This window comes from Pseudoalteromonas sp. SR44-8 (assembly GCF_014163635.1).
GTDB classification, from domain to species: domain Bacteria; phylum Pseudomonadota; class Gammaproteobacteria; order Enterobacterales; family Alteromonadaceae; genus Pseudoalteromonas; species Pseudoalteromonas rhizosphaerae.
On record NZ_JACJDS010000021.1, the window covers coordinates 45,595 to 71,209 of the forward strand.

A 25,615-nucleotide genomic window follows, 5' to 3' on the forward strand; every position below is an offset into this window, starting at 1 on the left:
ATTTTTATATGAACTTAACTGTCAGCCAACGTATTTGGGGTGGTTTTATTTGTATCACCTTATTACTTCTTTTAATTGGGGGTAATTCACTGTTCAGAATCGCAAATATTAATAATTCAGCACAGCAAGTAAATCAATTATCATTGCCGGCATTAGAACAAAGCTCAGAACTACAGGTTGAGTTTATCCTGATGAGTAAAGCCGCCCAAGCTAGTTTTTATACCTCTTCAGCAGCAGAGCTTGCGCCAATTGAAAAGTTGGTGTTCGAACAAAAACAACGCTTTGATAAAGCTTATTCACAGTTAAAACTCGTTGTACGTGACAACGATCAACTAAATCAAAATAGTCAAAACGTTGAGCGAACTTACAAAAGCTTTATTAAATTAGTAGAAGATTTATTAAAAGATAAAAAAACCCAATTAGAACTCAATAAATCATTACGAGCACAATTAGAAACGATAGAGCTTGCAGCGGAAGATGCTAATTCTGTGGTTTTGGATATTATCGATATTGATGGTTTAGAAAGCAGTGATAGCAGAGCCTATCAAGCGGCTAATAAATTAGAAAATAACTTTTTGTCTTTAGTCACCAACAGCACTGACATGCTGACAGTTAAAACCCAAAATACCTTAGATATCGTCAAAAATGAGCAGCTTTATTATTTAGAGGAGATTGAGCGTAGCTTAAAGCTACTAAAACCGGTTGTTGAAGCAGCAGAGCCTGGTTTATATAACGATTTAAACAATTACTTCGTCTCTCTTCGCGATAACATTCTCGGCAACAATAGTATTTCAGCTAACAAAAAGCGTTTAATTGATGTAATCGCAATGACTGAAAAGGAACTTACAGAGGCAGAGCAAGCTACGGCAACTGCAATAAAACAACTTAATGAATTAGTTTCTCAAGCTAGTAATGTTGCTTTTGAATTGCAAAAAGAAGTTAGGACCGACGTAGATTCAGCTAATTTATGGACCTGGGTTGGTATGATCAGCGCAACTTTGTTAGCCATAATCGTAGCTTATATAACGGTTAACCGCATTATTAAACCGCTTGCAGAAGTAAACCGCATTCTTGATATTGTTGCTAGTGGCGACATGACACAACGTCTAGACGATACAGCTAAAGATGAATTTGGTGAACTATCGCGTAGCTGTAATACACTTATAGCCAGCTTACGCAGCTTGATCCAAGGTATTATATCTCGTTCCACACAACTTGCTGCGGCCTCAGAAGAAACGTCTGCTATCACCGGTGAATCAAGTCAAGCAATTCGTAATCAACAAGCACAGGTAGAACAAGCTGCAACAGCGACAACGGAAATGAGCAGTACCTCACAAACAGTAAGCAATAGCGCACAACAGGCACTTAAAGAAATCAAAAATGCCGATAAAGAAGCTGAGCGTGTTAAGGGTATTTCTAGCCAGAATAAATCGACCATTGAGCAGCTAGCTCGTGAAGTTGAATCAGCCTCACTAGTCATTAATAAGCTTCATCAAGATAGCGCCTCAATTGGTAGTATTCTTGATGTTATTCGTGGTATCGCGGATCAAACTAACTTACTAGCACTTAATGCAGCTATTGAAGCAGCACGTGCTGGTGAACAAGGTCGTGGTTTTGCCGTTGTTGCTGATGAGGTTCGTTCATTGGCTAGTAAAACACAAGCCTCGACTCAAGAAATTCAAGCCATGATAGAATCATTGCAAACAGGCGCGGAAGCAGCCGTGACTGCAATGTCTAAAGGCAAGCAACAAGCTGATTCTTGTGTTGAACAATCAGACCTAGCCAACGCAGCACTGGATTCAATCACCTCAGCGGTTGCTTTAGCACATGATGTGAGTGAAGAAATATCGACAGCAGCACAAGAGCAACAACAAGTCTCACAAGAGATTAGCGAGCGCCTTGAGTCTATTGTAGCCATTGCAGAACAAACCGCAGAGGGGGCTAATCAGACTAATATATCAAGCTCTGAGGTCGCTAAACTTGCCGAAGAGTTACGCTTATCTGTAGATGAGTTCAAAGTCTAGGGCAAAGAAAATTAAAACAACAAAGCCGTGTTGATTTAAAACACGGCTTTTTTTTTGAAAAAATAAACCACCGATATCCCACTTCTCACTGCTGAGCTAACAAATTGCGTGAGAACAGCCAATTATTATTATTTCATCGTCCACACACTAGCTTTGCTTGTTGGCAATACTCCATTATTTTTCCACAAAAAAGCCGAACTCCACGTTAATAAAGTTCGGCTTCTAATGATCATCAAGCTTAGCTAGATTACTTTACCTATGCAGCAGGATACTCGCGATACGCACGCTCAATATTCTTCGCTTGCTTTTTAGAGATACCTAAATGCGCAAGTGCTACACGTAAACGTGCGCGCGATAGATCTGAGCCTAATATTTCCATTGCATCAAGTACTGATGTTGAAGACGTTTTGCCAGTAATAGCGACAAATATCGGCTCTAAAAAGTCTTTAATCTTCAGCTCATGGAAAGTAGACACCGCTTTAGCTATAGCAAATATTGCTGATTTCTCCCAGCTTCGTAAGCCCTCAAGCTCCCAGATAAAGAACTGTAAAGCTTGGCGAATTACATCTTCATCGGCTTTACCAGCGGTCAGTAACGCAGGGTCGTAAGTTGGAATACCACCGACAAAATGACCGGCTAAATCAACCATATCTGATAGGGTATTAATGCGGGCTTTCGCCTCTGGTAATACTTTAGCAAGCATTGCCCCATTAAACTTCCAATCTACAAAGCGCTGAATTAGCTCTTCGTTGCTGAAGTTTTCGCGGATCCACATGCCGTTTAACCAGCTTAGTTTATCAACGTCAAATACTGGGCCACCGAGTGATACACGCTTCATATCAAAATGTTCAATCATTTCAGCAAGCGTGAACTTTTCACGCTCATCCGGCATTGACCAGCCCATGCGTCCAAGGTAGTTAAGTACCGCTTCAGGTAAGTACCCCATTTCTTTATAGTAATTAATAGAAGTTGGATTTTTACGCTTAGATAGCTTTGACTTATCTGGGTTACGTAATAGTGGTAAGTGACCAAGCACCGGCGCTTGCCAACCAAAATCTTCATATAATTTTAGCAGCTTTGGCGCAGAGTTGATCCACTCCTCACCACGGAAAATATGGCTAATTTCCATGTGATGATCATCAACCACGTTAGCTAAGAAGTACGTTGGGAAACCATCGGCTTTTAGTAACACTTGCATATCAACGTTTTCCCACGGGATCTCAATTTCACCACGTAAGTAATCGTTAAATTTAAAGGTACCTTCGCTTGGAATATTCATACGTATAACGTAAGGCTTACCGGCAGCTAAGTTGGCTTTAATTTCGTCATCCGTAAGGTTTAAACCACGGCCATCGTATTTAGGACGCAGGCCTTCAGCCATTTGCTCTTCACGCATTTGGTCCAGCTCTTCGCTAGTTGCAAAACAATAAAATGCTTTGCCATCATCAACTAACTGATGCGCATATTTTTTATATAAATCGCTACGCTCTGATTGACGATAAGGACCAAACTCACCACCGACATCAGGACCATGATCCCATTCAAGCCCTAACCAACGAAGACTATCCATAATCGCTTGTTCTGATTCTGAAGTGCTACGTACTTGGTCTGTGTCTTCAATACGAAGTACAAATTCGCCACCTTGCTGCTTAGCAAAACAGTAATTAAATAAGGCGATATAAGCGGTACCAAGATGCGGGTCACCGGTTGGTGACGGCGCAACACGTGTACGAATTGTCATGGTTATGTTCTCTTTCAATGGGCAATAAAATATGCGCTAAATGCTAACACAGCAAATGCGCTTGAAAAATGAATATTAAGCTGCAGCTTTATTTAAGTAAGCAATGATATCGTTTGATTCATATAACCAAGTGACTTGGTTATCTTTTTCGATACGTAGACACGGTACTTTTATTTTTCCGCCTTGTTCGAGCAATTCTTGACGATACTGTTCATTACTTTTCGCGTCGCGCATTTCAACTTTTAACCCTTCGCGTTTAATTGCACGGCGCACTTTTACGCAGAATGGGCAAGCTTTGAATTGATATAGTTTAAATTGTGCAGTGAGTTGATCAAGCTGAGCTTGCTCTCCCGCAGGACGTTTTTTACTACGTGGTGTAAAAACAAAATCAAAAAATAAGATCAAACTACCTAATAACCAACGAACTAATTTCATCAACTGGGCCCTGTTTACAACAATTTAAGGGCACAGATTTTAGCACAGAATATAAAGCTAAAATAGCATCAAAGAACGCGAATCCATCTCCTAAAAAGTAAAGCAATCCACGTTATTTTAAAAATATAAAGCAAAACTCAATACCGCAGTGAAAAGGCCGGCATCAAAGAATAAAAGCTTGAGTCTTGCTGTATTATTAAACTATTCATTTATATCCTCAATGGATGACTTTAATGTTTTACAATGTAGTAGCTTGATAATCTAAAACAACACCAAATCATCTCGATGGATCACTTCACTACCGCAATCAAAAGCTAGTAACTTAGCTATTTCACTTGAATGACAACCTTTAATAGTATCGGTTTCAGCTTTACTAAAACGTACTAACCCACGGGCCACTAATTGTTGATCGCTGGTGACTAAATCAATCAAATCGCCACGTTCAAACTGCCCGCGCACACCGCGTACGCCTTTGGCTAATAAACTAGCGCCTTGTTGCTGTAAAGCATTTACTGCGCCATCATCAATCACTATTTGGCCACTACTTTTAGGTCCAGCTAACAGCCATTTTTTACGGCCATCTCTTGGCGCTGTTAGCTTTACAAAGCGTGTTCCTGGTAACTGTTCGCTCATACAATTAAGGATCACATTTTTACCAGCACCTTTGGCTATAATCACTTCCACCCCGGCTCGACGAGCGATATCAGCGGCTTGCAATTTCGTTGCCATACCACCCGTGCCTAGACTAGTTCCACTGCCACCAGCAAGCTGGCGTAACTCATCATCAATATGTGCCACTTCGTCAATTAATTGCGCATTAACATCAGTACGTGGATCACTGGTAAATAAACCTTCTTGGTCGGTTAGTAATAATAATTTGTCGGCATTAGCTAATATAGCGACCAGTGCTGAGAGGTTGTCGTTATCACCTACTTTAATTTCAGCAGTTGCGACCGCATCATTTTCATTAATGATTGGCACCACGTCATAACTTAATAATGCAGTTAAAGTATCGCGGGCATTGAGGTAGCGTTCTCGGTCATCAACGTCAGCGCGAGTCAGTAGCATTTGCCCTACATTGACGCCATATAAAGCAAATAAGCTTTGCCAAATGTGGATAAGCTGACCTTGACCAATCGCGGCAAGCATCTGTTTATCAATCAATGAACGACCGCAGGGTTTTAATAGTTGCTCTCGGCCAGCAGCCACCGCGCCACTTGATACCAGCACAACTTGATGACCTTGCTTTTTTAATTCACAACATTGGCGAACTAATTCAACCATGTGTGCTTTGTCGAGTTTATCGGTTCCACCAGTGAGTACACTCGTTCCCAGCTTAACCACTATTACCTGTGCCCTTTGCATGCTTTTTACTACACAAAAATATTGAAGGATTTATTTATACCAGTTATCGATTTTTGAACAAGTTAAAAATATTCAATCACGGTGCTGACGTGCTAGGATCGTGTTTTAATTCACTTTAAAGCGACCTTCATGCCAGCCAGTTTATGTTTAATAATCGCCACCTTTTTATGGGGCAGTTCTTTTATCGCGCTAAAATACGCGATCGCCATTTATGACCCTGCACTGGTGATTTTTTTACGCATGTTAACCACCTTAGTCATGGCATTGTGCTTATGGCGTTACGTTATTCGCTTTAAATATCATCAAGGTGACTGGAAATATCTGGTGGGGATGTCGCTGGCTGAGCCCTGTTTGTATTTTTTATTTGAAGGCCATGCGATGGAATATACTTCAGCTTCTCAAGCGGGAGTTATTGTATCGTGCTTACCGATTATCGTAGCACTTTTAGCGTTTTTTATGCTCAAAGAGTACATTAGTAAGGCCATTGTTATTGGTTTCACTTTTTGTATTGGCGGCAGTATCTTATTAACTTTAATGTCGCCAAGCTCAGAGCAGGCTCCCAATCCATTGCTGGGTAACTTTTTGGAGTTAATGGCAATGGTCTGCGCTGCATTTTATACTATTTCAGTTAAACATTTAGTTGCTCGCTACTCACCATTAACCTTAATTGCATTGCAAGGTTTTAGCGGTAGTCTGTTCTTTGCGCCATTTTTACTGTTTATTGATTTACCCAGTGAAAATCAACACGACCTTGGCGCATTATTAAGTATTTTATATTTAGGCTCTTGCGTCACCTTAGGCGGCTATGGTTTGTATAATTACGCAATTAGTAAGGTGTCGGTGCTCACTGCCGCAGCCTATTCAAATTTAATACCGATTTTCACCCTAATATTATCAGCAATTATCTTGGGAGAAGTGCTTTCTCTTAGCCAATGGCTCAGCATTGGCGTGGTATTTGTAGGTGTAATGATAAGTCAGCGTCATCAAGAATTGGTAGTAGACATAGATAACACCGATGCAGGTGATGGCAATTTATCGGCAGAGACTAATAATCGTAATTCAGTCCCGGAGGCTAAAGAATCAAACGGATAACAGGTTAATAAATACAAGCCTTTATGCGCTAAAAAATCGTACTGGGACTGATGAATAACCGCAATCCCACGCACTCGATAGCGATCAATTTGGCCATTTTGCGTTTGTAAGCTAAATTGCTCACCCACATTCACTTTTTGTAAGAAAGCAAAGTGAGTGTCATTATGTCCAGCAATTAACACGCCTGCTTGCTCAGAGCCTAGCTCTGCACTAGCTAAAAAGTGACTCGGGGCAAACGCTAAGTTACGGCCACTGGCTCCTGCTAATATTGTTAAGGTTTGCTTTTGGCTTGGCCAATTCAGTTGTGCAGTTACATAACTATCAGCATAGAACCAGGGTTTAACTTGTTGCTCTGGCGTTGTCAGTGCCACTTGCCAAGCCTGCTCTATAAGGCGTTGTGCCAGCCACGCTTTAGCTTGCATATAACTACCATGACCAAGCAACGCCAAGCCAACAATCAACAATATAGCGCCAATCACTGCTTTCATTTTTTCAGTCTCAACACTGCAAATCCAGCCAACAGCATGCAACCGAGTAAAATATGTAGTCTGCTTTGCCCATCAGTTTGTGGCAAACTCATTGCTAGACCCTGAGGTCGTTGATTAGCCACTTGCACATTCTGCTCAGCAACAGTGCTCGATGGTGTCTGTTCAATCGCTACAAAGGCGGTAAACGGACTAAGTAATTGATGTTCAAGCGCTAGACTCTCAACCTGTGCTTTAACCTGCTCTTGCTCGTTATAAAGTAATAATGATTTAATTTTTTGCCGTGCCCACAACCTTGCAATTCCATGAGCCGGTCGCCCTTGTTGTGTATTTAACTTTATCGACAACGGTCCTTGCGCCGTTTGCCCCGCTAAAGTAACGCCGGCATTATTATCAAGCTTTATAGCAACCATCACCGGCTCTGAAAAGTACAGGTCGGGTAACAGCGATGGCCAATATTCAAGAGCTTGATTTGCCAAATCACTGCTAAGCGCAAGTTGAGTAATTGCAGGATGAGCTAACTTATCAAATAGTTGCTGCATTTTTGGTTGCACGTCACTACTGCTGCCAATATAAGTAAACGTTCCGCGCCCAACATCTGCAGCTCGACGCATAAAGTAGCTATTAGGCGCACTACCGATACCAATCGTAAACAAACGACTATCACCCAGTTGCGCACTAATATGTTTAAACAATGCATCTTCATTACTGACACTGCCATCGGTTAAAAATACCACTTGACGCACATACCCTAGATGCTCACGAGCATCTAGTACACCATCTAATGCCTCTTTAATATCGGTGCCGCCATCAGCTTGTAAATTATATACAAAGCGCTCAGCACGGCGTAAATTAAAATCATTAGCCGGCACAGGTTTATCGCTCATAGGCATAATTTGATCGTCAAAGCCGACAATATTAAAGCTGTCGTTACTATCAAGTAACGATAACGCATAATGAAGTGCACTTTTGGCTTGCTCCATTGACTGTCCGTGCATAGAGCCGGAAGTGTCGACTACAAAAATCATTTCTCTTGCTAGACGCTGAGTCTGCGTAAAATGATCATCCGGCGGCAGCAACATTAATAATCCATAACGTTCACCATTACTGAGCTGCTCAGTAAAAAATGCGGCTTGCGCTTGCTCTTTTTGCAGCGGTTTAAACTCCAGTAAAAAATCACGATTCACGGCACGTTGTTCATTTAAAGTAACTTGATACTGACCAAATGCCAGATTTTCGGTATTAATACGATGATATTTAGACTGAATATCCACCAGCTCTAGGCCAACATCAATATTAACCGTTAGATTAAACTCGCCTTGAACCGAGCCGGCATTTTTAGTGGCCATGTAAATCGGTGCTATCCACCCCGTGGCAGCAATACTCGCTGATGATAACTCATTACTCTGCGAGTCAATCATATCCTCTGCTGTTTCATTTAATACCCCATTAATCGGATGGTAACGCGGCGTTATCGTGGTTGGAAATCGTAGTGCAAATGTACCACTGCGATAATCAATCACTTCTTGGTATTGCAGCTCTATTTGCACTTCTTCGCCAGGGCCTATGTTTGCCACATTAGTGACAAACATGTTTGCACGCTGCTGGCGCACTAAAGCGGCTTGTTTACCCGCTTGTTGCGCCTGTTGAAAACGCAGCTCGGCTTGTGCTTTTTTATCAATTTCACCTTTGATCACTCGCTCACCAATGTGCATAGTCATAGCATACACCGCACTTTCATCGGGTAGCGGAAAGACATAGCGTGCATTAACAGCAAACGGGTTTTCATTGCGATAATGTTGAGTTACCACGACATGGTTTATCAATCCGGTGACTGTCATGGTGGCATCACTTTTTAAGATAACGCCAGGCGCTGCCTTTGCACCATTGCTGTCGAACATAGTTAGTTCTGGCGATGTGCTGGCGTTACTCGCACAGCTAACAAACGCGATGAAGGTAAAAAGGCTTCCCCGTAACCATAAATGGCTACGGGTCAGCACTTTGCTTGGTTTACTCAACATAAAAATCACTCCCTTGGCGGCTACTTGGCAAAATGGCGATTAGTTACTCGCGGTTTGGTTATACGGCTGCGTGCTTGGACGAGTTGTTAACGTTACACGGCGGTCAAACATGTTTTCTTCATAATTATCGCTATCTGCCACAGTTTGTTGCTCACCAAATGCGGTAGTCGTTAAGCGGGTATGGCTAATACCTTGCTTTATTAAGTAGCTTTGTACATTTGCGACTCGCTGTTTTGAAAGCGCTAAGTTAGCGAGCTCATCACCACGTTGATCGGCAAAGCCATTTAAATCCAGCTGCAAGTCTGGCTGGCTTTGAAGTAAATTCACTAGTTGATCAAGTTGGCTGGCAAAGTGCGGGGCAATCTCACTTGAACCGGTTTTAAATTGAATGGTCATTGCCATTAGGTTATGCATTTTGGCTAATGCAAGGCGTTCGTTATTACTCTCAAGCTTATCGAGCTGCTCACTCATTTGCGTATTTTGAGCAAGTACATGCTGGTAATCATCGGTTTTATCTTGCAGCACAACTAAAGCTCGTTGTTGCTCGGCAATTTTATCTTCTGCCACTTCTTGCTCGCCAATCAAGCCTCCGGCAAATGCACCAACAAAGGCACCAATTGGGCCGCCAACAATACCGCCAACAATTGCCCCCGTACTTAAACCTATCACCGTTTCTTTATGAGTTTCTTTTGCTTTAACTGCAACTGTGTCAGCGTGGGCTAAGTTAGGTGCTGCAAAAATAGTAGCGACAGTGCAAGCGATAATCATTTTTTTCATGGTGTAATCCTTTTTTGCTTAATTACTTAATAGTTGGCAACTCATGGGTTGGTAGCTGCCCGATTTGGTATAACGCCATTAAAGCAAGCTCAAGTGGCAACAAAGGGGAGCAAAAAAGGCAAACTGCTGAGCAATTGTGGCAAAAAAAAGGCAATTGCTTTTTCGCCAGTGCGAAAGCAAAAAAATTAGGTATAGTGCAACTAGAATATAAGAAGGTGCTGTAAATGAAGAAGATTGCAATTATTGAAGACGAACCCGCGATCCGCGAAAATTACATGGAAATGCTCAGCGCGCAGGGTTATCTGGTCAGCGGCTATAGCAACCGTCAAAGTGCAGAGCATGCTTTTAATGACGCACTACCAGACTTAGCGATTGTCGATATTGGTTTAGGTCATGAAATTGATGGCGGTTTCTTACTATGCCAAACTCTGCGTTCGCTTTCTAAAACCTTGCCGATTATTTTTTTAACCGCCCGCGACAGCGAAATAGATACAGTGTGTGGCCTACGCATGGGCGCTGATGACTATCTCACTAAAGATATCAGCATGGCGCATTTGGCGGCTCGTATCGGTGCACTGTTTCGACGTATGGAAGCACTCGAGCAACCCGCTGATCAAAATGCTTTACTCAATCGCGGCCCGCTCACGCTTGATACTAAACGCATGCAAGTATTTTGGCAGCAGCAAATAGTCGATTTAACCGTAACTGAATTTTGGATGCTGCATTCACTGGCACAGCGCCCTGGGCATGTAAAAAGCCGTAACGAACTAATGAGTGATGCAAAGATTTACGTTGATGACAGCACTATCACTTCTCATGTTAAACGTATTCGCAAAAAATTTATCGCTTTAGATACTGACTTTGATTGTATAGATACCGTGTACGGTATGGGTTATCGCTGGGAGCAAGTGTAATGCTGCGTTTTGGTTTGCGCAGTAAATTTATATTGCTGTCGTGTTTTTTATTTTTACTGCCTTGGCTTGGCTATGAATACGTGTGGGAAATGGAAAAATTTCTGCGCCAAGGTCAAGAAAAAACCTTAGTCGGCACTACTCGAGCACTCGCCACGGCCCTGCATGAGCGCCCAGCATTATTTGACTCGCAAACCAATTTTTTAGATCAGGTTATAAAAGGCCGTGATCTCTACGCCTATAACCTTAGTAACCCCATTCAACTTGATGGCAAACTGTCGGACTGGCAGCCTTATCAAAGTCTTTTTTGGCATTACGACGAGCGCTATTTACAAACTAATAAACCAGACCATCAGCTTGAGGACTTATCGTTTGAGCATATGGTTGGTAAATATGAAAACTTTTTATATGCAGTATTTAAAGTTACCGATGACTCGGTGGTTTATCGCGCTAAAAACACCCTAAGTTTAACCCGTAATGATCACTTACAGATCATGTTAAAAACCCCACAAGGGGAATTTAAGCACTATATTGTTACCGCTCGCCAAGATGGCTGGATCAACGCATTTGACGCACAAAGCAAAACCCCAATAACAAAAATTCAAGGCTATTTTGTCAGTACAGAGACTGGCTACAACATAGAGTTGCGGTTTCCGCTAACGATGCTTGGCAATAAGCTCGGCTTTGCAATTGAAGATTGGGATCAAGGCAAGCCTGAGCCACAGACTATGTCGACTTCAAACTTACAAAACCCCAATGATATTGGCTCAGTGCTGGTGCCCTCCCCTGAAATAAATCGTATATTAAAAGGTATGGGTCACAGCGGCAGCCGAATTTGGGTGGTTGATAATCATCACCGCGTGTTAGCGCAGTCGGGATCAATTCATCATGCCGACGGCGTTTGGGCTGATGGACTTAATGACCAGCCAGCAAAAACCTGGTGGCAACGATTTGAGAAAAACTACTTACATCCACTTTACTATAAAGTACTTACCCGCCCTGAAAATGAATTTTTAGATACATTGCACGATGTCGCAGCGATGCAAGGCACACATATAGGTAAAGCACTCAGTGGCACACCAGCATCGTCTTGGCGACTCACTCCAGATAACAAAGCGGTTATTTTATCAGCCGCATATCCTATTTGGATCCAAGATAAGGTCATTGGTGCTGTAGTGGCCGAAGAGACTACCAATGGTGTTCGCACATTACGCAACAAATCGTTAGAGAAACTATTTAATGTGATTTTAGCAGTGATGCTAATAGGCACAGTAACGTTATTCTTTTTTGCATCAAGGATATCCAGTCGTATTCGTCGCTTAAGAGATACCGCAGAGCAAGCCATTGATGCTCAAGGGCGAGTAACTGGCACTATTAATTACAGCGATTCAAACGATGAAATTGGCGATTTATCTCGCAGTTTTGCAAATATTGTAAGTCGCTTAGGTGGTTACACTAACTATTTAGAAACCATGTCGTCGCGATTATCTCACGAACTCAGAACACCCGTTGCGGTCGTACGTAGTTCCCTTGAAAACTTACAAATGCAGCCACAAAGTGAGCTGAGCCAAAAATACCTTGATCGTGCCAGTGAAGGGGTCGAGCGTTTAGGTAAAATAATCACCACCATGAGCGAAGCAACTCGCCTTGAGCAAAGTATTCAAAGCGCTGAAGCTGAACCATTTGATTTGCGAAATGTGATCAATGGTTGTATGCAAGGCTACCAGCTAACCTATGCAAAGCAACAATTTAGCCTTAATATTTGTCCGCAACCATTACTACTTAGCGGCGCGCCTGAGTTTATTGCTCAGTTGCTAGATAAACTAATCAATAATGCCTTAGAGTTTAGTGTTGAAGATAGCGCTATAAGTGTCAGCCTTGATCAACATGATAATGAAGCCCTGTTATGTGTCAGTAATCTAGGTCCACTTTTACCCGAGGGATTAACAGAGCATATTTTTGATTCAATGGTGTCGGTACGTAGTCAACAACTGCAGCAGCAACCACACTTGGGTTTAGGGCTTTATATAGTACGTTTAGTATGTGAATACCATAAAGGCACAGTTAGCGCGGCTAATAATCAACAAGCTGATGGTGTGACTTTTACCGTTCGACTGCCTATTAATAATAATTAAGGATTACATTTATACACATTTTGTACGGTTAATGTTCACTTACAATTCAGTCGCGCAGACATATGCTTACTACTTAACTAAGTTGATAAGATAGGAGGCAATATGCAAGCGATACTGAAACGTGAAGAAATTGATTTTATTTTTGATTTATACAGCTATGAAGATAGTGATGAGTTAAACAGTAGCGAACCTAACTCTGATACTGAAAAACATGACATAACACAATCAAAAGTAATTTATCAGCCTAGTTGTTTGACCTAAAAGCGGTTTGCTCATTACAATGGCGCACCTTGTAAAAGTACTGCCTAATAATGAAAACTCATTCTGCTAAAAAAGAACTTATTTTATTACCGATCTTACTGATTGTTATTTTACTGTGTATTGCTGGGCATTTTTTACTACAAGCCAGCTTCCAAGATAGCAATGTTACCGAGTATATGCTTGCTGCGTTACCTTTTGCTATGTTTGGCTTAGTGATTATCGCTTTTAAAATTGCCAGTAACAGTGAAGACAAAGAGCGTGCAGAACAAAGTGATAACGGCTAACGCTTGTACCACACACTCTCTTGATTATTTATAATATATGGTAACCAAACCAATCGGGCTTAATCGCTTGAGATTGCTCGCTCGGGGTTAGCTTGATATGTAATTGACTGTCGAGCAAGTCAATTGCAAAGCAATCATCTACATCATGTAAGTCATCTTTATGAATATGACTTAAACCTGCTAGTAAATCCTCTTTTGCTCTTTGTTTAGCTTCGTCGCTACTACTTGCTACATATAACGCAAAGTCATGCTGCTCAGCCAAGCTATCAGCACGATACGCTCCTAAATTTACAAAGTATAACTGCTGCGATTGGGCCACGGGTTCATCAACCACGGTTACTGCAAAGCCATCAATGTGATTTACCGCCATATAGCTGTCCATGTGCACGCTACTTTTATCACCGACCCACTGCGCTTTTAATTTTGAGTAAGTTTGTTCAATCGATTCCCCAACAACAAAACGAACATCATGCATTTCAATATGGCAGCCCTGAATACGCCCACCTAAATACACCATAAATAACTGCATTTTCTCTCCTAACAAATAGTATCAACGTCAATGTTGTGTTTTTTGATCAACTTATAAAAATCTGAGCGATTACGCTTAGCTAGTTTTGCCCCTTCAGCCACGTTACCGCCAGCCATCTTTAAAGCATTAATCACATAATCACGCTCAAATTCTTTTTTAGCATCGTTAAGTGAAAGCGGCTCAACATTGTTGGTATTACTATTAAGCGCACTTTCAACCAGCTGTGCTGATATTACTTCACCTGGGGTAAGTGCGACAACCTGCTCTACTACATTTTGTAACTGGCGAATATTACCCGGCCAATCGTGACGTACTAATGCATGCATTGCATCATTGGCGAAACGCTTTTCTTTTTGATCCATACGTTTAGCAATGGTAGCGCTAAAATACTGCGCTAATAAACTAACGTCTTCTCTGCGCTCACACAGTGGTGGCAATTTAAGATTCACAACATTTAAGCGATAGTATAAATCTTCGCGAAATTGCTGATTAGCAATCGCATCAGGCAAGTTTTTATGAGTTGCTGATACAATCCGCACATCAATTGGAATTTCTTCTTCAAAGCCCACAGGGCGAATAGTTTTTTCTTGTAATACGCGCAGTAACTTAACTTGTAAATTAAGTGGCATATCACCGATTTCATCTAAAAATAAAGTACCGCCTTGCGCTTGCTGAAATAACCCTTGGTGGTCTTTAATCGCGCCCGTAAAAGCCCCTTTTTTGTGACCGAATAGTTCTGATTCGAGTAATTCCCCCGGTACCGCACCACAGTTTATTGCGACAAACGGACCTTCACTAACATGGCTATGTTGATGAATAGCATTAGCTAGTAACTCTTTACCTGTACCACTGGCCCCCGAGATCAGCACATTGACCTGAGTCGGACCTAGTAATTTAACTTGCTCAAGTAAATGCAGCATAGCACCACTGCGGGTCACGATATTACTGTTTGATGCGCTTTCATCGGCACTGAGACCATGAATTTCAATCGCTTTTGCTAAACTATCAAATAACTCATCTTTATCTACCGGTTTAGTAATAAAGGCAAAAATACCTTGCTTCGTCGCTTCAACAGCATCAGGAATAGACCCATGAGCTGTCATCATCAACACTGGCAGCGCTGGGTAGCGATTTTGTAACTGACGGTGTAATGCCATACCATCCATTTCATCCATGCGTAAGTCTGTAACCACAGCATCAAACACATTATTTTTTAATAACTGTAGCGCAGCAATACCACTTTCGCAGGTAGTCACTTGATAGCCTTTAGATTCTATGCGAATAGCCAATAGTTTTAATAAACTTGCATCATCATCGACCAGTAAAATTCGCGCGCCTTGGTTTTGCTCTGTTGACATAATTACTGCTCCTTAGTTTCTTCGCGTAGTAATAGTTGCTGCTCGATGGCTGCCAGTGATGACAGGGTTTCTTGCATTTTATTATTCAGCGCTTGCTGCTGTTTTTTAGCGTTGATCTGCTGTTTTATTTGTTGTTTTTGCAGCCATAAATACTGTTTTATATCATCTGGCCAATAATAAGCTTGATCCAGTTTTAGCAGCTGCGTTAATACTTTTTCCGGTGCTAATACATTATTTTTGCAACTAAAATCAAAATAATTCTGAAGCTCTTTAGCACCAATATAAACCGTTTTACTCGCTGCCACTTGAAAACCACCGCACGACTTTGCATGCCAACCAATGACCGTTTCGGCAGGTGCATACATAGGATCGGTTTTCGGCCTAGGTTTCGGATTTGGTAAACTATCCCCTTGTGGTGTAGTCACCTTACCCGCTTGTTCAGCTTCAGGGTTGCTTTTATTTACTGGCTGCTCAGTTAACTCACACCCTGCGAGCCCTAAGGTTGTAATGCAAACCACTAAAATGGCATTTAAACGCACGCCCATGCTAATTAACTCCTTGGTTTTTATTGGTTGGAGGGATGATTGGGATTTGAATTATAAAACGACAGCCTTGTGGCTCATTATGCTCAACGTGTAAAGTACCCATCAATTGCTCAACAGACTCTTTTACAATGGTAAGCCCTAAGCCACTACCTTGAGCGGTTATATCTTTAGCATTCTTACCTTGATAAAAGGCACTGAATATATGTGATTTCTCTTGCTCTTTAATACCGGTGCCTTGATCGCTAACGCTCATAGTCAAAGTACGACCAGCTAATGACAGAGCAATATTGACCGCCTGTCCTGCTGGTGAAAACTTTAAGCCATTAGAGATCAACTGAATTAAGATCATTTCAACAAGCTCTGCAGCAATTTCCAGTGGTTGCTCGGGTAACTCACAATGCCAACATAAGCTTTGCTTACGCGCCACTAAACGATGTTCAAAATGGCTGTTTATCTTGGTTATTAATTGCGAGAATTCCAGCTCACTTAAGTCTTCTTTGCTGCTGCGAATCGCATTGTAACTAAGTAAACTATCGATCATAGCGCGCAAACGCACCATGCTCTGGGTAATTAACGCCAACACCGCTTGCTGCTCTTTGTTAATTGGCCCAACGATTTCATCGGCGAGTAAGTCAGTACCCTCAACCATTGACGCTAATGGAGTTTTCAATTCATGGGTAACATGGCGTAAAAAAGTATCTTTTTGTTGCTCTAATTGATGCAACTGCTCTTGCACCCATTGTAATTTATTTCCTAGTTCAACCAACTCAGCAGAGCCTTGTACAGCTATTTTTTGTTGCCAATGACCTTGCCCAAGCTTATCAATAACCGACGTTAATCCTTTTAAACGACCACTTATACGCCATAAAAAACCACCACCTACTAGTAAAGTTAATGGGATAAGTGCTATTAACCAATTGATAAATGAGCTTTGCAAAGCTTTTAACTGTTGCTGATTTTTAGTTATTTGCAGCTCATTTTGATCTCTTAGCCACACCGTTTGACGCGCAATTAATTCACTCACAGGAATAAACAATTGCGCATCTTGTTGTCCTTCAGTAACGAGTTGAGTATGCGCTAATTGCAATACCTGTGCGAGTTGCTGCCATTGCTTAATATACTCCCCCGTAGAGCTTATAAAAGTTAGTTCATCAATGCTTTGTAGTGATGATTGCCACTTATCAACAATCAATTCATCGAGTGATTCGCTTTTCAGCACCCAGTTTTGTCGCGTTGCGCGCTCTAAGCTATTGAGGTCTTGCTTAAGATTATTAAATGACTTGGTAATTTGATAATTTTCACTGACGATTTGTTGAGTTACTGCTAGCTGTTTATTCAGCGCATTTAAAAATACAATCACTACCAGTGATAATGGCAGCAGCGATAACAAAGTACTAAACAAAAACTGGCCTATTAAATTGGGTCGCCAACTAAGTAATGCACTGTACTTTTTAGCGAATGAGGCCACTATCGCCACTCCTTTAGTTAAAAGTCTGATTATGGAAGGTGTTACTTATACACTAGCTGAATCAATAAAAATAATGAATAAGGCGAACTGTGTAGCGCTATATAAAGCGACTGATGCTAAATTGAAACAACTTAACCAACTGTTTTTTAAAAACTTAATCAATACCCGTTAAAAGTTGTTGCAAAAAAGACACACTGCTCGGTCATTTTTTCCCACTTATTATCATGCAAAAAAAATTAAACCACTGATATTTATACAATAAAAACAATTGGCATCGTTCTTGTAATATCCGTATCAACGACTGTTTATAAGGAAATAATATGAAAATATTAACACCGCTGTGCTTATGCATCAGCCTACTGCTTAGCTTTAACAGCTTTGCCATTGATGTCGAGGCCACCTTCGCAGAACTTGATAAAGACAGTAATGGCACATTGAGTGAAGCAGAAGCATCTGAAGATGCGGTATTACACGAAAGTTTTGAGCAAATTGACAAAGATCAAAATGGTCAAATTTCATTTGCTGAGTTTAAACAATTTTTGCAATAAATTTCCCAGAGGAAACACTGCTATGAAACAACTTATCACCGCTTTTTCACTGATGTTTTTAGTCATTAGCGCCACTGTTTTAGCATCACAATTAAACGTTAAGTTTGCGCAATTAGATACCGACTCTGACGGACAAATTTCATTGCTTGAAGCCAAGCAAAACAACACGCTATTAAAGCAGTTTACTGATCTTGATGATAATAACGACGAGCAATTATCTGAGCAAGAGTTCGCAAAGTTTAAATTTTAAAAGGCTTTAAAGTATTTGCCATAATCCCGGAGGGAATGTGTAAACGGATTTAATGTTGGGATTTAAATTATGGCAAATGCTTTATTCTTTTTATTGGTAGGATGTAAATAATGAAAAGCATATTAATAATATTAAGTGTGTCGCTAGCCACCAGTTTTAGCGCAATGGCACTGGATGTAAAACAACGTTTTGATCATTTAGATAGCAATAAAGATGGCTATTTAACGCATAATGAGCTTGAACCACAACCACAATTGTTGAGTAACTTTCAACGCTGGGACAAAAACCAAGACAATAAAATTTCCCTATCTGAATTTAAGCGTTTTTTAACTAATAACCTAGATTAACGAGTTTCCCCAATGAAATTTTGTACACAACTGGGACTAAGTTGGTTATTTGTCAGTAGCTGTTGCAGTTTTGCAACAACTGATAATATAGCAGAACAATTCAAAAACTTAGACCGCGATAACGACGGTCTTATCACGCGTTCAGAGTCAGCAAAAGATCCTGCCCTGTGGTCTCGTTTTAAAAACTATGACCGCGATAAAGATGGTAGATTATCACTGTCTGAATTTACTCTATATGCAAATAAATGAATAGCTAATTCATCAGCATAGTTGAAATGCACAACGATAAATAATTTATTATATTTAATTTGCAGACTCAGTATTCTCTGTTACTGTTTAACTAACAAAAGCAGAAAAAGAATTCTAACAATGAAATGCTTACTCGCCTGTTTAATCACTTTATCTTTACCTGTGCTAGCTGATACCACGGTGATCTACAATGCTAATGGTTACACTCCAACTTACAGTGGCCAATTACAGCAATTTTCTACACTGGTTATTAAAGATGGCAAAGTAGTAAAAGTAGGAGACGATAAACTAAAAGCGAGTTTCCCTAATGCTGCAGTATTTGATGCCGAGCAACAAACCTTATTACCTGGTTTAATTGACGCCCACGGTCATGTGATTGGACTTGGTAATAATTTAGCGCAACTCGATTTACGTGGCAGTACGTCGATTGCAGAAATACAAAAAAAGCTTGCTGTATTTGCTAAAAATAACCGGGGCTGGATTATTGGCCGCGGTTGGAATCAAGAACTGTGGCCTAATAAGCAATTTCCTACTGCTGCTGACTTAGATAAAGTTGTCAAAGATGTTCCGGTGGTGCTTTCTCGTGTCGATAGCCACGCGATTTGGGTTAATAGCAAAGCGATGGAGTTAGCCAAATTAACACCCACAGTACAGTCACCAGCAGGTGGTGAAATTATTCGCAACCAAGCAGGTCAACCTAGCGGTATTTTTGTCGATAAGGCCGAAAGTTTAATTACTGCACATATTCCTACGCCATCTGATCAAGACGTAAATAATGCCTTAAATCAAGCTGGTCAACATCTGCTCAGCTTAGGTATAACCTCAACCCACGATGCTGGGATTGATAAACAAACATGGCAAGTTTACAAGCAAAGAGCTGAACAAGGCACCTTACCGCTGCGCATTGTTGCAATGCTAAGTGCAACAGATCCGTCCCTTGAAGATATGCTCAGAGCCGGTCGCTATAAAGATCTTAACGATTTCATGTCTATTCGTAGTGTAAAAATATATGCTGATGGTGCGTTAGGAAGCCGTGGCGCCGCACTACTGGCCGATTATGCAGATAGAAAGAATCACCAAGGTTTAATGCTCGAAACTCAACAAAAATTAGAACAGCTGTACACATTGAGCTTTAACCATGGTTTTAGCGCCAATACCCATGCCATCGGTGATAAAGCAAATCATATTGTGTTAGATGCCTATCAAAATGTATTTAAAAAAACCGGCGGGATTTTACTACGTAACCGTATAGAGCACGCACAGATAGTTGATCCAGCAGATATTCCTCGCTTCAAAGCACTTAAAATCATTCCATCAATGCAACCGGTGCATGCAACTTCTGATATGCATATGGCAGAGCAGCGCCTTAGCGATACACAATTACAAGGTGCATATGCATGGCAAACGTTTTTAAAGCAAGGCTCAGTAGTAGCTGCAGGCTCAGATTATCCAGTTGAACTGGCCAACCCCTTTGACGGTTTGTATTCAGCAATTACTCGCCAAGATCACAATCAATTACCCGCTAATGGCTGGCGAGTCACTGAAGCACTGAGCAGAGAAGATGCACTCAGAGCATTCACGTTAGGTGCTGCGTATGCCGCACATCAAGAATTTAAATTAGGTAGTTTAGAGCAAGGAAAGTGGGCTGACTTTATTTTAATCGACAAAGACTATTTTAAAGTGCCAGTACAAGAAATTTTTACCATTGTCGTAAATCAAACATGGATTGGCGGTGAATTACGCTACCAAAAAGCGCAAATTGATAACCAGAGTAAGGCGCAATAAACCACGCTATTATTGCGGTTTTTGTTGTTGACGTTTGAGCTTAATTAAATGATAAATATTTACGAAGGTTAGCAAACCATTAGTGATAGCCACAGGCCATGCAGCAATCGCAATACCGTAGGCTGTGAAAGCAATACAACCGGCAAGGTTAAACCAACGAAGTTTGCTCACATCACTCATAGTTAAAGAGGCAATAAGTAAAGCTGAGGCAAAATACCCCAAATATTCCCAACTCATTTGTTCTCTCCGGTACTTTAGGTTAGCATTGCAAATGTTGTAGTTTAGGCAAAGTTATTCCACAATATAGCAATAGTATAAAAAAGCTAACTTACTAAAAACCCAAAGCTGCTAAAAGCACACTTTAATAATCATTACACGGGATATCAGGTATTAAGCTTAATTAACCGAGTTAACTAAGCTAGTAAGTTAGCGTAAATTCTTAGAATCTTAATGCTAACGTCATTAAGATGTAATAAATAGGACAATTGTCCGAAGGGCATTGTTGATGTTTCAATATCATTTTTCTAGTTATCTCGTCGACCAGCTACTAACCTTTGCTGGCAGCCGTTATCAACAATCTAAAAAAGAAGTACTGATCCACCAAGATCAACCTCTTACAAAATTAGTGTTAGTCAGAAGCGGCACCGTATCGTTTAGTTATGATGTCGGTAATGGCCGCCGCTTACTGCTGGGCCAACTTGATTGCAACAACACCTTAATTGGTGAAATTGAAGCGCTAAACAATAACCCCTGCATTTATACAGTTACCTGCTTCAGTGACGTTAGCTACAACCTAATAGAACTAAAGCACTGGCGTGCCCTGTTACTTGAAAAGCCAGAGCTGAGTTTATACACAGCACAAACTATTGCCGCTAAGTTTCAAGAAAACCAAAAAATTAATTTAGATAAACTATTGTTGCCATTGGGTTACAATATCGCCAAAGACTGTTTATTACGTGCCGAAAATAATAACCCAACCCTGCTGCGCGCATACCCAACGGTAAATGCTGAAGCTGAGCGTTTTGCCACCACAGAGCGAGCCTATCGCCGCGTAGTATCGGAACTGGTAGAAAGAGGTTTAGTTGCACGCTCAAATGATGGACTCAAAGCGGTTGATTTAGATAAACTTAGCGATTACGTGGATAGTTTTTCGCAGCTATAGTTGCTAATTTAAGTAATTTAGCATTACTGCAATATCTTCTGATTATAAAAGATAAAAAGGCCTAGGGGCGATTAACTCTTTGTTACTTACATGGATGTAAGTAAGGGGCGTGAGCAGGACGCGGAAGCTTTGCTCGATTTTTACTTAGCCCACTAGGTTACAAATCTCGCGCCGCGATTAAATCGCCCCTAGATTGAACAAATTTCAATCCACAATGGTCAACAGACCCTAATTAAGGCCTTTTTTATTTTTACTCGATAGATTTATTTTGCTAATAAAATATCGTGTATTTTTACTAAATCTGTTTTACCAGCGATGATCTCATCAGGTGTTAAACCCGATAGTTCATGCGGGAATACTAACCACTCTTCTGATTCATGAATGTAGTAGTCAGGTTTCATATCAACTTTAGAATTTTTTGGTTTGTAATACGGGCATGCAATGCGGATATCTTTAGGTAAGTTTAAACGCATCAATTCCGAAAGTTTTTCTTTCAGTGCAAAAATACTACGCCCTGAATCAAATACATCATCAACAATCAATAACGAGTCACCTGCGTTAGCATTTTCAATAATGTAGTGTAAGCCATGTACTTTAATTTCTTTCGACTGCTTATTAATACCGTAATATGATGAAGTTCGTACCGCGATATGATCTGTCTCTATGCCCTTATAATCATAATACTCTTGCACTGCAATCCCAATTGGGGCACCACCACGCCAAATACCAATAATAAAATCAGGACGAAAACCATCTTGGTATACTTGCGCCGCAACGCGAAATGAATCTTCAAGCAATTGTTGCGCTGTGATGTAGCACTTATCTGACATAATTAGAATTCCCAGTGTGAGTTGATCATTCAAGTATAGTTTATGAATACGACTTAAATAAAAGCAGCGCTTTTAATGTAAGAAATATAACTTCAAACCTTAATCACTTGAAATGCAAAAGTGGGGCGAGATTTTAGCGCAAATAAACTAAAAAAGCTTGTTTCTGTTTGTAATTACATTTTTATAGCCAACAAAAAAGCGCCTAAAACAGCGCTTTTTTAAACATATTCAAGATTACGCTTTTTCTAGTAAAGTACGTGCAACTGTGCGCATCCCGACTGTTGTCGCACCGGCAGCCCATTGACTTGTGCTACCCATATTAAACGCTGCCGCTAAATCCATATGCACCCAGCCTTTGCCGTCGTTTGGTACAAAGCGTGACAAGAAACCAGCAGCATTTGATGCACCACCATAACCACCGCCTTTTTGGGCACGGCTGTTAGCTGTATCAGCGTATGGTGAAGGACAGTTTTGTTGATGCCACTTTTCAAGTGGTAGTGGCCACGCGCCTTCCATTTCTTGTCCAGCAAAGCCTTCAACTTCACGTACAAACTCTTTATCAAGTCCAAATAAGGCATTGTACTCTTGACCAACAGCAACTAGCGCAGCGCCTGTTAGTGTCGCCGCATCAATAATTAAAGGAGCACCTGTTTCAGCTGCAGCCATTAAGCCATCAGCAAGTACTAAGCGTCCTTCAGCGTCAGTGTTAACAATCTCAACTGTCGTGCCGTTTTTATAGGTAAGGATATCACCCAGCTTATATGCATGGCCTGAAATAAGGTTCTCAGCACAGCATAAAAACAGTTTAATACGTTTATTAATACCACGACTAATAGCCAATGCCAAACCTGCGGTAACCGTTGCAGCACCGCCCATGTCGCACTTCATACCTAACATACCTTCGCTGGCTTTAATTGAATAACCGCCAGAGTCAAAAGTAATCCCCTTACCAACAAGCGCTGCATCCACAGGCGCATTTTCATCGCCAGTTGGATTGTAATCAAGTGCAAGTAATACAGGTGGGCGCTCACTACCGCGACCAACAGCATGGATACCAATCCACTGCTGCTCAAGTAGCGCATCACCTTTGATGATTTGATAGCTCACGTGTTCAGGAGCTAGTGATTGAATAAATTCAGCAGCTTTACCAGCTAAACTTTCAGGGAAAATGTCATCCGCCGTGCCATTGATCATTTCACGCGCCCAAGTAGCAGAACGAAGTAATGAAGCAAGCTCTTGGCTATCTGTTTTAGCATTTTCAGCAAATTCAACACCGTGTAATGACTTAGGCGATACAAACCCTTGATAAAAAGCCCACTGTGTTTCTGTACACCAGCAATCACCAGCTAGCACGACATTTTTAACGCCTTGATTGGCAATACTGCGCGCGGCTTTTTGTACATTTACTAATGTTTCTTGTTCAGATAAATGAACCGTTGCACCGTGCTCATTAAAAGATAACGTGGCGGTTTCGCCCCAATGCGATGCAGCACCCTGCTCGCTTAATTGAACAACAAATTTTTCAGACATGTTAGAATACTCTTTGCGCTAAAATAGTGACAATGAGTTTACTATAGCCACAACAACTTCCCAACTGCTTGAGACCAAATAACTAAAATAATGAAATATACAACGCCACTCCAACACGCTACTTTAATCAAACGCTACAAACGTTTTTTAGCCGATTTACGCCTTAGCGATGGCTCAGAGTTTACCGCCCATTGTGCCAACACAGGTAAAATGACTGGTTGCGCGGAGCCTGACTTTGCAGCCTTTTATTCCACCAGTAGCAATCAAAAAAGAAAATATCCTCACTCATTAGAATTGACGCAAAACCAGTTTGGCCATCTGATCTGTGTAAATACGGCAATCGCGAATAAAATCGTTGCAGAAGCACTTCATGCAGCGCTAATCAGCGAGCTTAACGGCTACACTAAAATACAGCCAGAGGTTAAATATGGTGATGAAAATAGCCGTATCGATTTTTTACTTACAGCTCCCCAACGCCCAGACTGCTATGTAGAAGTAAAATCTGTCACTTTACTCAGTCAAAATGCCCCACAAAGTGGCCAAGGTTACTTCCCTGATGCCGAAACTCTTCGCGGTCAAAAGCATATTCGTGAATTAATTGAAATGGTTGCACAAGGCCATCGTGCAGTGCTGCTGTTTGCAGTATTACATCAAGGGATTAAGCAAGTTAGTGCGGCGCGCCATATTGACGAAAAGTACGCCCAACTAGTTGATTTGGCAATTACTAAAGGTGTAGAAGTAGTTGCTTATAAAGCAGATATTTCGAGCGCTGAAATTACACTAATAGAAAAGCTCACTTTTAATTAAAAGCGACTTGTTTTTAAGGTTTTCGCCCATATAACAAGGCAAGTTTTTAAGCACTTATCTATAAGTAATGGGTGTAAAAACCACTTATCGTACCTTTTTTAATTTTATTGATGCGGTTTAAGTAGGACTAATTAATGAAAAATAAATTTGCCTAGGCCATAGGATTCTGTTATTTATAGCCGCCGGCTCATGCTGGGCATTATATTAAGGATTTAGGAGAAAGTTATGCCAGACCAAAAAAAATTAGGGTTATTGGCTCAGGCCGGATTAGAACCATACCAGGAAAAGCCGGGCGAAGAGTATATGAATGATGCACAACGCACTCATTTCAAAACTATTTTGGAAGCATGGCGCAACGATTTACGCAATGAAGTTGACCGAACTAAATCGCATATGCAAGACGAAGCTGCTAACTTCCCTGATCCAGTTGACCGCGCAGCACAAGAAGAAGAGTTCTCTTTAGAACTTCGTACTCGTGACCGTGAACGTAAACTGATCAAAAAAATTGAAAAAACGATCCAATTAATCAAAGAAGATGATTTTGGTTTTTGCGATTCGTGCGGGATTGAAATTGGTATCCGCCGTTTAGAAGCACGTCCTACAGCTGACTTGTGTGTAGACTGTAAAACGCTTGCGGAAATCAAAGAAAAACAATCTGGACGTGGTTAATTACTAG

The 25,615-nt window shown here is 41.0% G+C and carries 27 protein-coding genes; 14 read left to right on the forward strand and 13 right to left on the reverse strand.

Features of this window, described 5'->3' with window-relative positions; translation table 11 throughout:
• Positions 1–8: 8 nt before the first annotated feature.
• Positions 9–2,024, forward strand: a complete 2,016-nt coding sequence (locus tag H5183_RS12115; protein ID WP_182731791.1) for a methyl-accepting chemotaxis protein — start codon at positions 9–11, stop codon at positions 2,022–2,024.
• A 256-nt stretch (positions 2,025–2,280) separates the two neighbouring features.
• On the opposite strand, the gene gltX is transcribed toward H5183_RS12115, so the two are convergent.
• The 3 genes from gltX to proB form a co-directional block, all read right to left on the reverse strand.
• Positions 2,281–3,765, reverse strand: coding sequence for a glutamate--tRNA ligase (gltX, locus tag H5183_RS12120; RefSeq protein ID WP_182717159.1), 1,485 nt, complete (start codon positions 3,763–3,765; stop codon positions 2,281–2,283).
• A 75-nt stretch (positions 3,766–3,840) separates the two neighbouring features.
• The gene (locus tag H5183_RS12125; protein ID WP_182731792.1) at positions 3,841–4,200 is read right to left on the reverse strand and encodes a glutathione S-transferase N-terminal domain-containing protein; all 360 of its coding nucleotides are present in this window, start codon (positions 4,198–4,200) and stop codon (positions 3,841–3,843) included.
• 261 nt (positions 4,201–4,461) lie between these two features.
• Complete coding sequence (gene proB, locus H5183_RS12130; RefSeq protein ID WP_182731793.1) at positions 4,462–5,565, reverse strand: glutamate 5-kinase; 1,104 nt, start codon at positions 5,563–5,565, stop codon at positions 4,462–4,464.
• Between the two features lie 129 nt (positions 5,566–5,694).
• On the opposite strand from proB, the gene H5183_RS12135 reads away from it, so the two are divergent.
• On the forward strand, positions 5,695–6,657 hold the full coding sequence (locus H5183_RS12135; protein WP_145235428.1) for a DMT family transporter: 963 nt from the start codon (positions 5,695–5,697) through the stop codon (positions 6,655–6,657).
• On the opposite strand, the gene H5183_RS12140 is transcribed toward H5183_RS12135, so the two are convergent.
• Genes H5183_RS12140 through pdsO form a run of 3 tightly spaced genes read right to left on the reverse strand, consistent with a single transcriptional unit; the run spans position 6,549 to position 9,940 of the window.
• Positions 6,549–7,145 (reverse strand): class GN sortase, encoded by a 597-nt coding sequence (locus H5183_RS12140; protein WP_182731794.1) that lies wholly within the window; start codon positions 7,143–7,145, stop codon positions 6,549–6,551. The two genes, H5183_RS12135 and H5183_RS12140, sit on opposite strands and share 109 nt — an antisense overlap.
• Positions 7,142–9,163: a marine proteobacterial sortase target protein gene (locus tag H5183_RS12145; protein WP_182731795.1), complete on the reverse strand. Its 2,022-nt coding sequence runs from the start codon at positions 9,161–9,163 to the stop codon at positions 7,142–7,144. Before H5183_RS12145 ends, H5183_RS12140 begins: the two co-directional genes overlap by 4 nt.
• A 39-nt stretch (positions 9,164–9,202) precedes the next feature.
• Positions 9,203–9,940, reverse strand: coding sequence for a sortase-associated OmpA-like protein PdsO (pdsO, locus tag H5183_RS12150; RefSeq protein WP_145235421.1), 738 nt, complete (start codon positions 9,938–9,940; stop codon positions 9,203–9,205).
• Between the two features lie 224 nt (positions 9,941–10,164).
• On the opposite strand from pdsO, the gene pdsR reads away from it, so the two are divergent.
• The 4 genes from pdsR to H5183_RS12170 all read left to right on the forward strand — a co-directional run bounded on the left by pdsR (position 10,165) and on the right by H5183_RS12170 (position 13,531).
• A complete protein-coding gene (gene pdsR, locus H5183_RS12155; RefSeq protein ID WP_145235419.1) occupies positions 10,165–10,854 on the forward strand; it encodes a proteobacterial dedicated sortase system response regulator in 690 nt (229 codons plus the stop codon).
• Positions 10,854–12,986 carry a proteobacterial dedicated sortase system histidine kinase gene (gene pdsS / locus H5183_RS12160; protein ID WP_182731796.1) on the forward strand — a complete coding sequence of 711 codons (2,133 nt, stop codon included), beginning with the start codon at positions 10,854–10,856 and terminating at the stop codon, positions 12,984–12,986. Before pdsR ends, pdsS begins: the two co-directional genes overlap by 1 nt.
• A 102-nt stretch (positions 12,987–13,088) precedes the next feature.
• Entirely contained in the window at positions 13,089–13,247 is a 159-nt protein-coding gene (locus H5183_RS12165; protein WP_179959192.1) for a hypothetical protein, read from the forward strand.
• Between the two features lie 50 nt (positions 13,248–13,297).
• Positions 13,298–13,531: a hypothetical protein gene (locus H5183_RS12170; protein ID WP_145235415.1), complete on the forward strand. Its 234-nt coding sequence runs from the start codon at positions 13,298–13,300 to the stop codon at positions 13,529–13,531.
• Positions 13,532–13,559: 28 nt separating this feature from the next.
• Here H5183_RS12170 and H5183_RS12175 read toward each other — a convergent pair whose 3' ends face one another.
• Genes H5183_RS12175 through H5183_RS12190 form a run of 4 tightly spaced genes read right to left on the reverse strand, consistent with a single transcriptional unit; the run spans position 13,560 to position 17,434 of the window.
• A complete protein-coding gene (locus tag H5183_RS12175) occupies positions 13,560–14,060 on the reverse strand; it encodes a DUF1543 domain-containing protein (RefSeq protein WP_145235413.1) in 501 nt (166 codons plus the stop codon).
• 8 nt (positions 14,061–14,068) lie between these two features.
• On the reverse strand, positions 14,069–15,418 hold the full coding sequence (locus H5183_RS12180; protein WP_145235410.1) for a sigma 54-interacting transcriptional regulator: 1,350 nt from the start codon (positions 15,416–15,418) through the stop codon (positions 14,069–14,071).
• A 2-nt stretch (positions 15,419–15,420) separates the two neighbouring features.
• A complete protein-coding gene (locus H5183_RS12185) occupies positions 15,421–15,963 on the reverse strand; it encodes a hypothetical protein (RefSeq protein WP_145235408.1) in 543 nt (180 codons plus the stop codon).
• A gap of 1 nt (position 15,964) precedes the next feature.
• Positions 15,965–17,434 (reverse strand): HAMP domain-containing sensor histidine kinase, encoded by a 1,470-nt coding sequence (locus H5183_RS12190; RefSeq protein WP_182731803.1) that lies wholly within the window; start codon positions 17,432–17,434, stop codon positions 15,965–15,967.
• A gap of 317 nt (positions 17,435–17,751) precedes the next feature.
• Between H5183_RS12190 and H5183_RS12195 the strand changes: the two genes are divergently transcribed.
• The 5 genes from H5183_RS12195 (at position 17,752) to H5183_RS12215 (ending at position 20,610) form a co-directional block, all read left to right on the forward strand.
• Positions 17,752–17,979 (forward strand): EF-hand domain-containing protein, encoded by a 228-nt coding sequence (locus tag H5183_RS12195; protein WP_145235406.1) that lies wholly within the window; start codon positions 17,752–17,754, stop codon positions 17,977–17,979.
• Between the two features lie 22 nt (positions 17,980–18,001).
• Positions 18,002–18,229 carry a hypothetical protein gene (locus H5183_RS12200; protein ID WP_182731797.1) on the forward strand — a complete coding sequence of 76 codons (228 nt, stop codon included), beginning with the start codon at positions 18,002–18,004 and terminating at the stop codon, positions 18,227–18,229.
• A 110-nt stretch (positions 18,230–18,339) separates the two neighbouring features.
• Complete coding sequence (locus H5183_RS12205; RefSeq protein ID WP_182731798.1) at positions 18,340–18,576, forward strand: EF-hand domain-containing protein; 237 nt, start codon at positions 18,340–18,342, stop codon at positions 18,574–18,576.
• Between the two features lie 12 nt (positions 18,577–18,588).
• Positions 18,589–18,825, forward strand: a complete 237-nt coding sequence (locus H5183_RS12210) for an EF-hand domain-containing protein (protein WP_182731799.1) — start codon at positions 18,589–18,591, stop codon at positions 18,823–18,825.
• A gap of 120 nt (positions 18,826–18,945) precedes the next feature.
• The gene (locus H5183_RS12215) at positions 18,946–20,610 is read left to right on the forward strand and encodes an amidohydrolase (RefSeq protein WP_182731800.1); all 1,665 of its coding nucleotides are present in this window, start codon (positions 18,946–18,948) and stop codon (positions 20,608–20,610) included.
• Positions 20,611–20,619: 9 nt separating this feature from the next.
• Here the strand turns inward: H5183_RS12215 and H5183_RS12220 are convergent, their stop codons facing one another.
• Positions 20,620–20,847 (reverse strand): YgjV family protein, encoded by a 228-nt coding sequence (locus H5183_RS12220; protein ID WP_145235395.1) that lies wholly within the window; start codon positions 20,845–20,847, stop codon positions 20,620–20,622.
• A 268-nt stretch (positions 20,848–21,115) separates the two neighbouring features.
• Between H5183_RS12220 and H5183_RS12225 the strand changes: the two genes are divergently transcribed.
• Positions 21,116–21,772, forward strand: a complete 657-nt coding sequence (locus H5183_RS12225) for a Crp/Fnr family transcriptional regulator (RefSeq protein WP_145235393.1) — start codon at positions 21,116–21,118, stop codon at positions 21,770–21,772.
• A 263-nt stretch (positions 21,773–22,035) separates the two neighbouring features.
• Here H5183_RS12225 and H5183_RS12230 read toward each other — a convergent pair whose 3' ends face one another.
• Together H5183_RS12230 and pepB are read right to left on the reverse strand one after the other, a co-directional pair.
• On the reverse strand, positions 22,036–22,602 hold the full coding sequence (locus H5183_RS12230) for a phosphoribosyltransferase (RefSeq protein ID WP_145235390.1): 567 nt from the start codon (positions 22,600–22,602) through the stop codon (positions 22,036–22,038).
• Positions 22,603–22,836: 234 nt separating this feature from the next.
• A complete protein-coding gene (pepB, locus tag H5183_RS12235; RefSeq protein WP_145235388.1) occupies positions 22,837–24,132 on the reverse strand; it encodes an aminopeptidase PepB in 1,296 nt (431 codons plus the stop codon).
• Between the two features lie 90 nt (positions 24,133–24,222).
• Here pepB and sfsA point away from each other — a divergent pair, with 90 nt between their 5' ends.
• Positions 24,223–24,939 carry a DNA/RNA nuclease SfsA gene (sfsA, locus tag H5183_RS12240; protein ID WP_182717171.1) on the forward strand — a complete coding sequence of 239 codons (717 nt, stop codon included), beginning with the start codon at positions 24,223–24,225 and terminating at the stop codon, positions 24,937–24,939.
• 225 nt (positions 24,940–25,164) lie between these two features.
• Entirely contained in the window at positions 25,165–25,608 is a 444-nt protein-coding gene (dksA, locus tag H5183_RS12245; protein WP_145235383.1) for an RNA polymerase-binding protein DksA, read from the forward strand.
• Positions 25,609–25,615 lie beyond the last annotated feature (7 nt).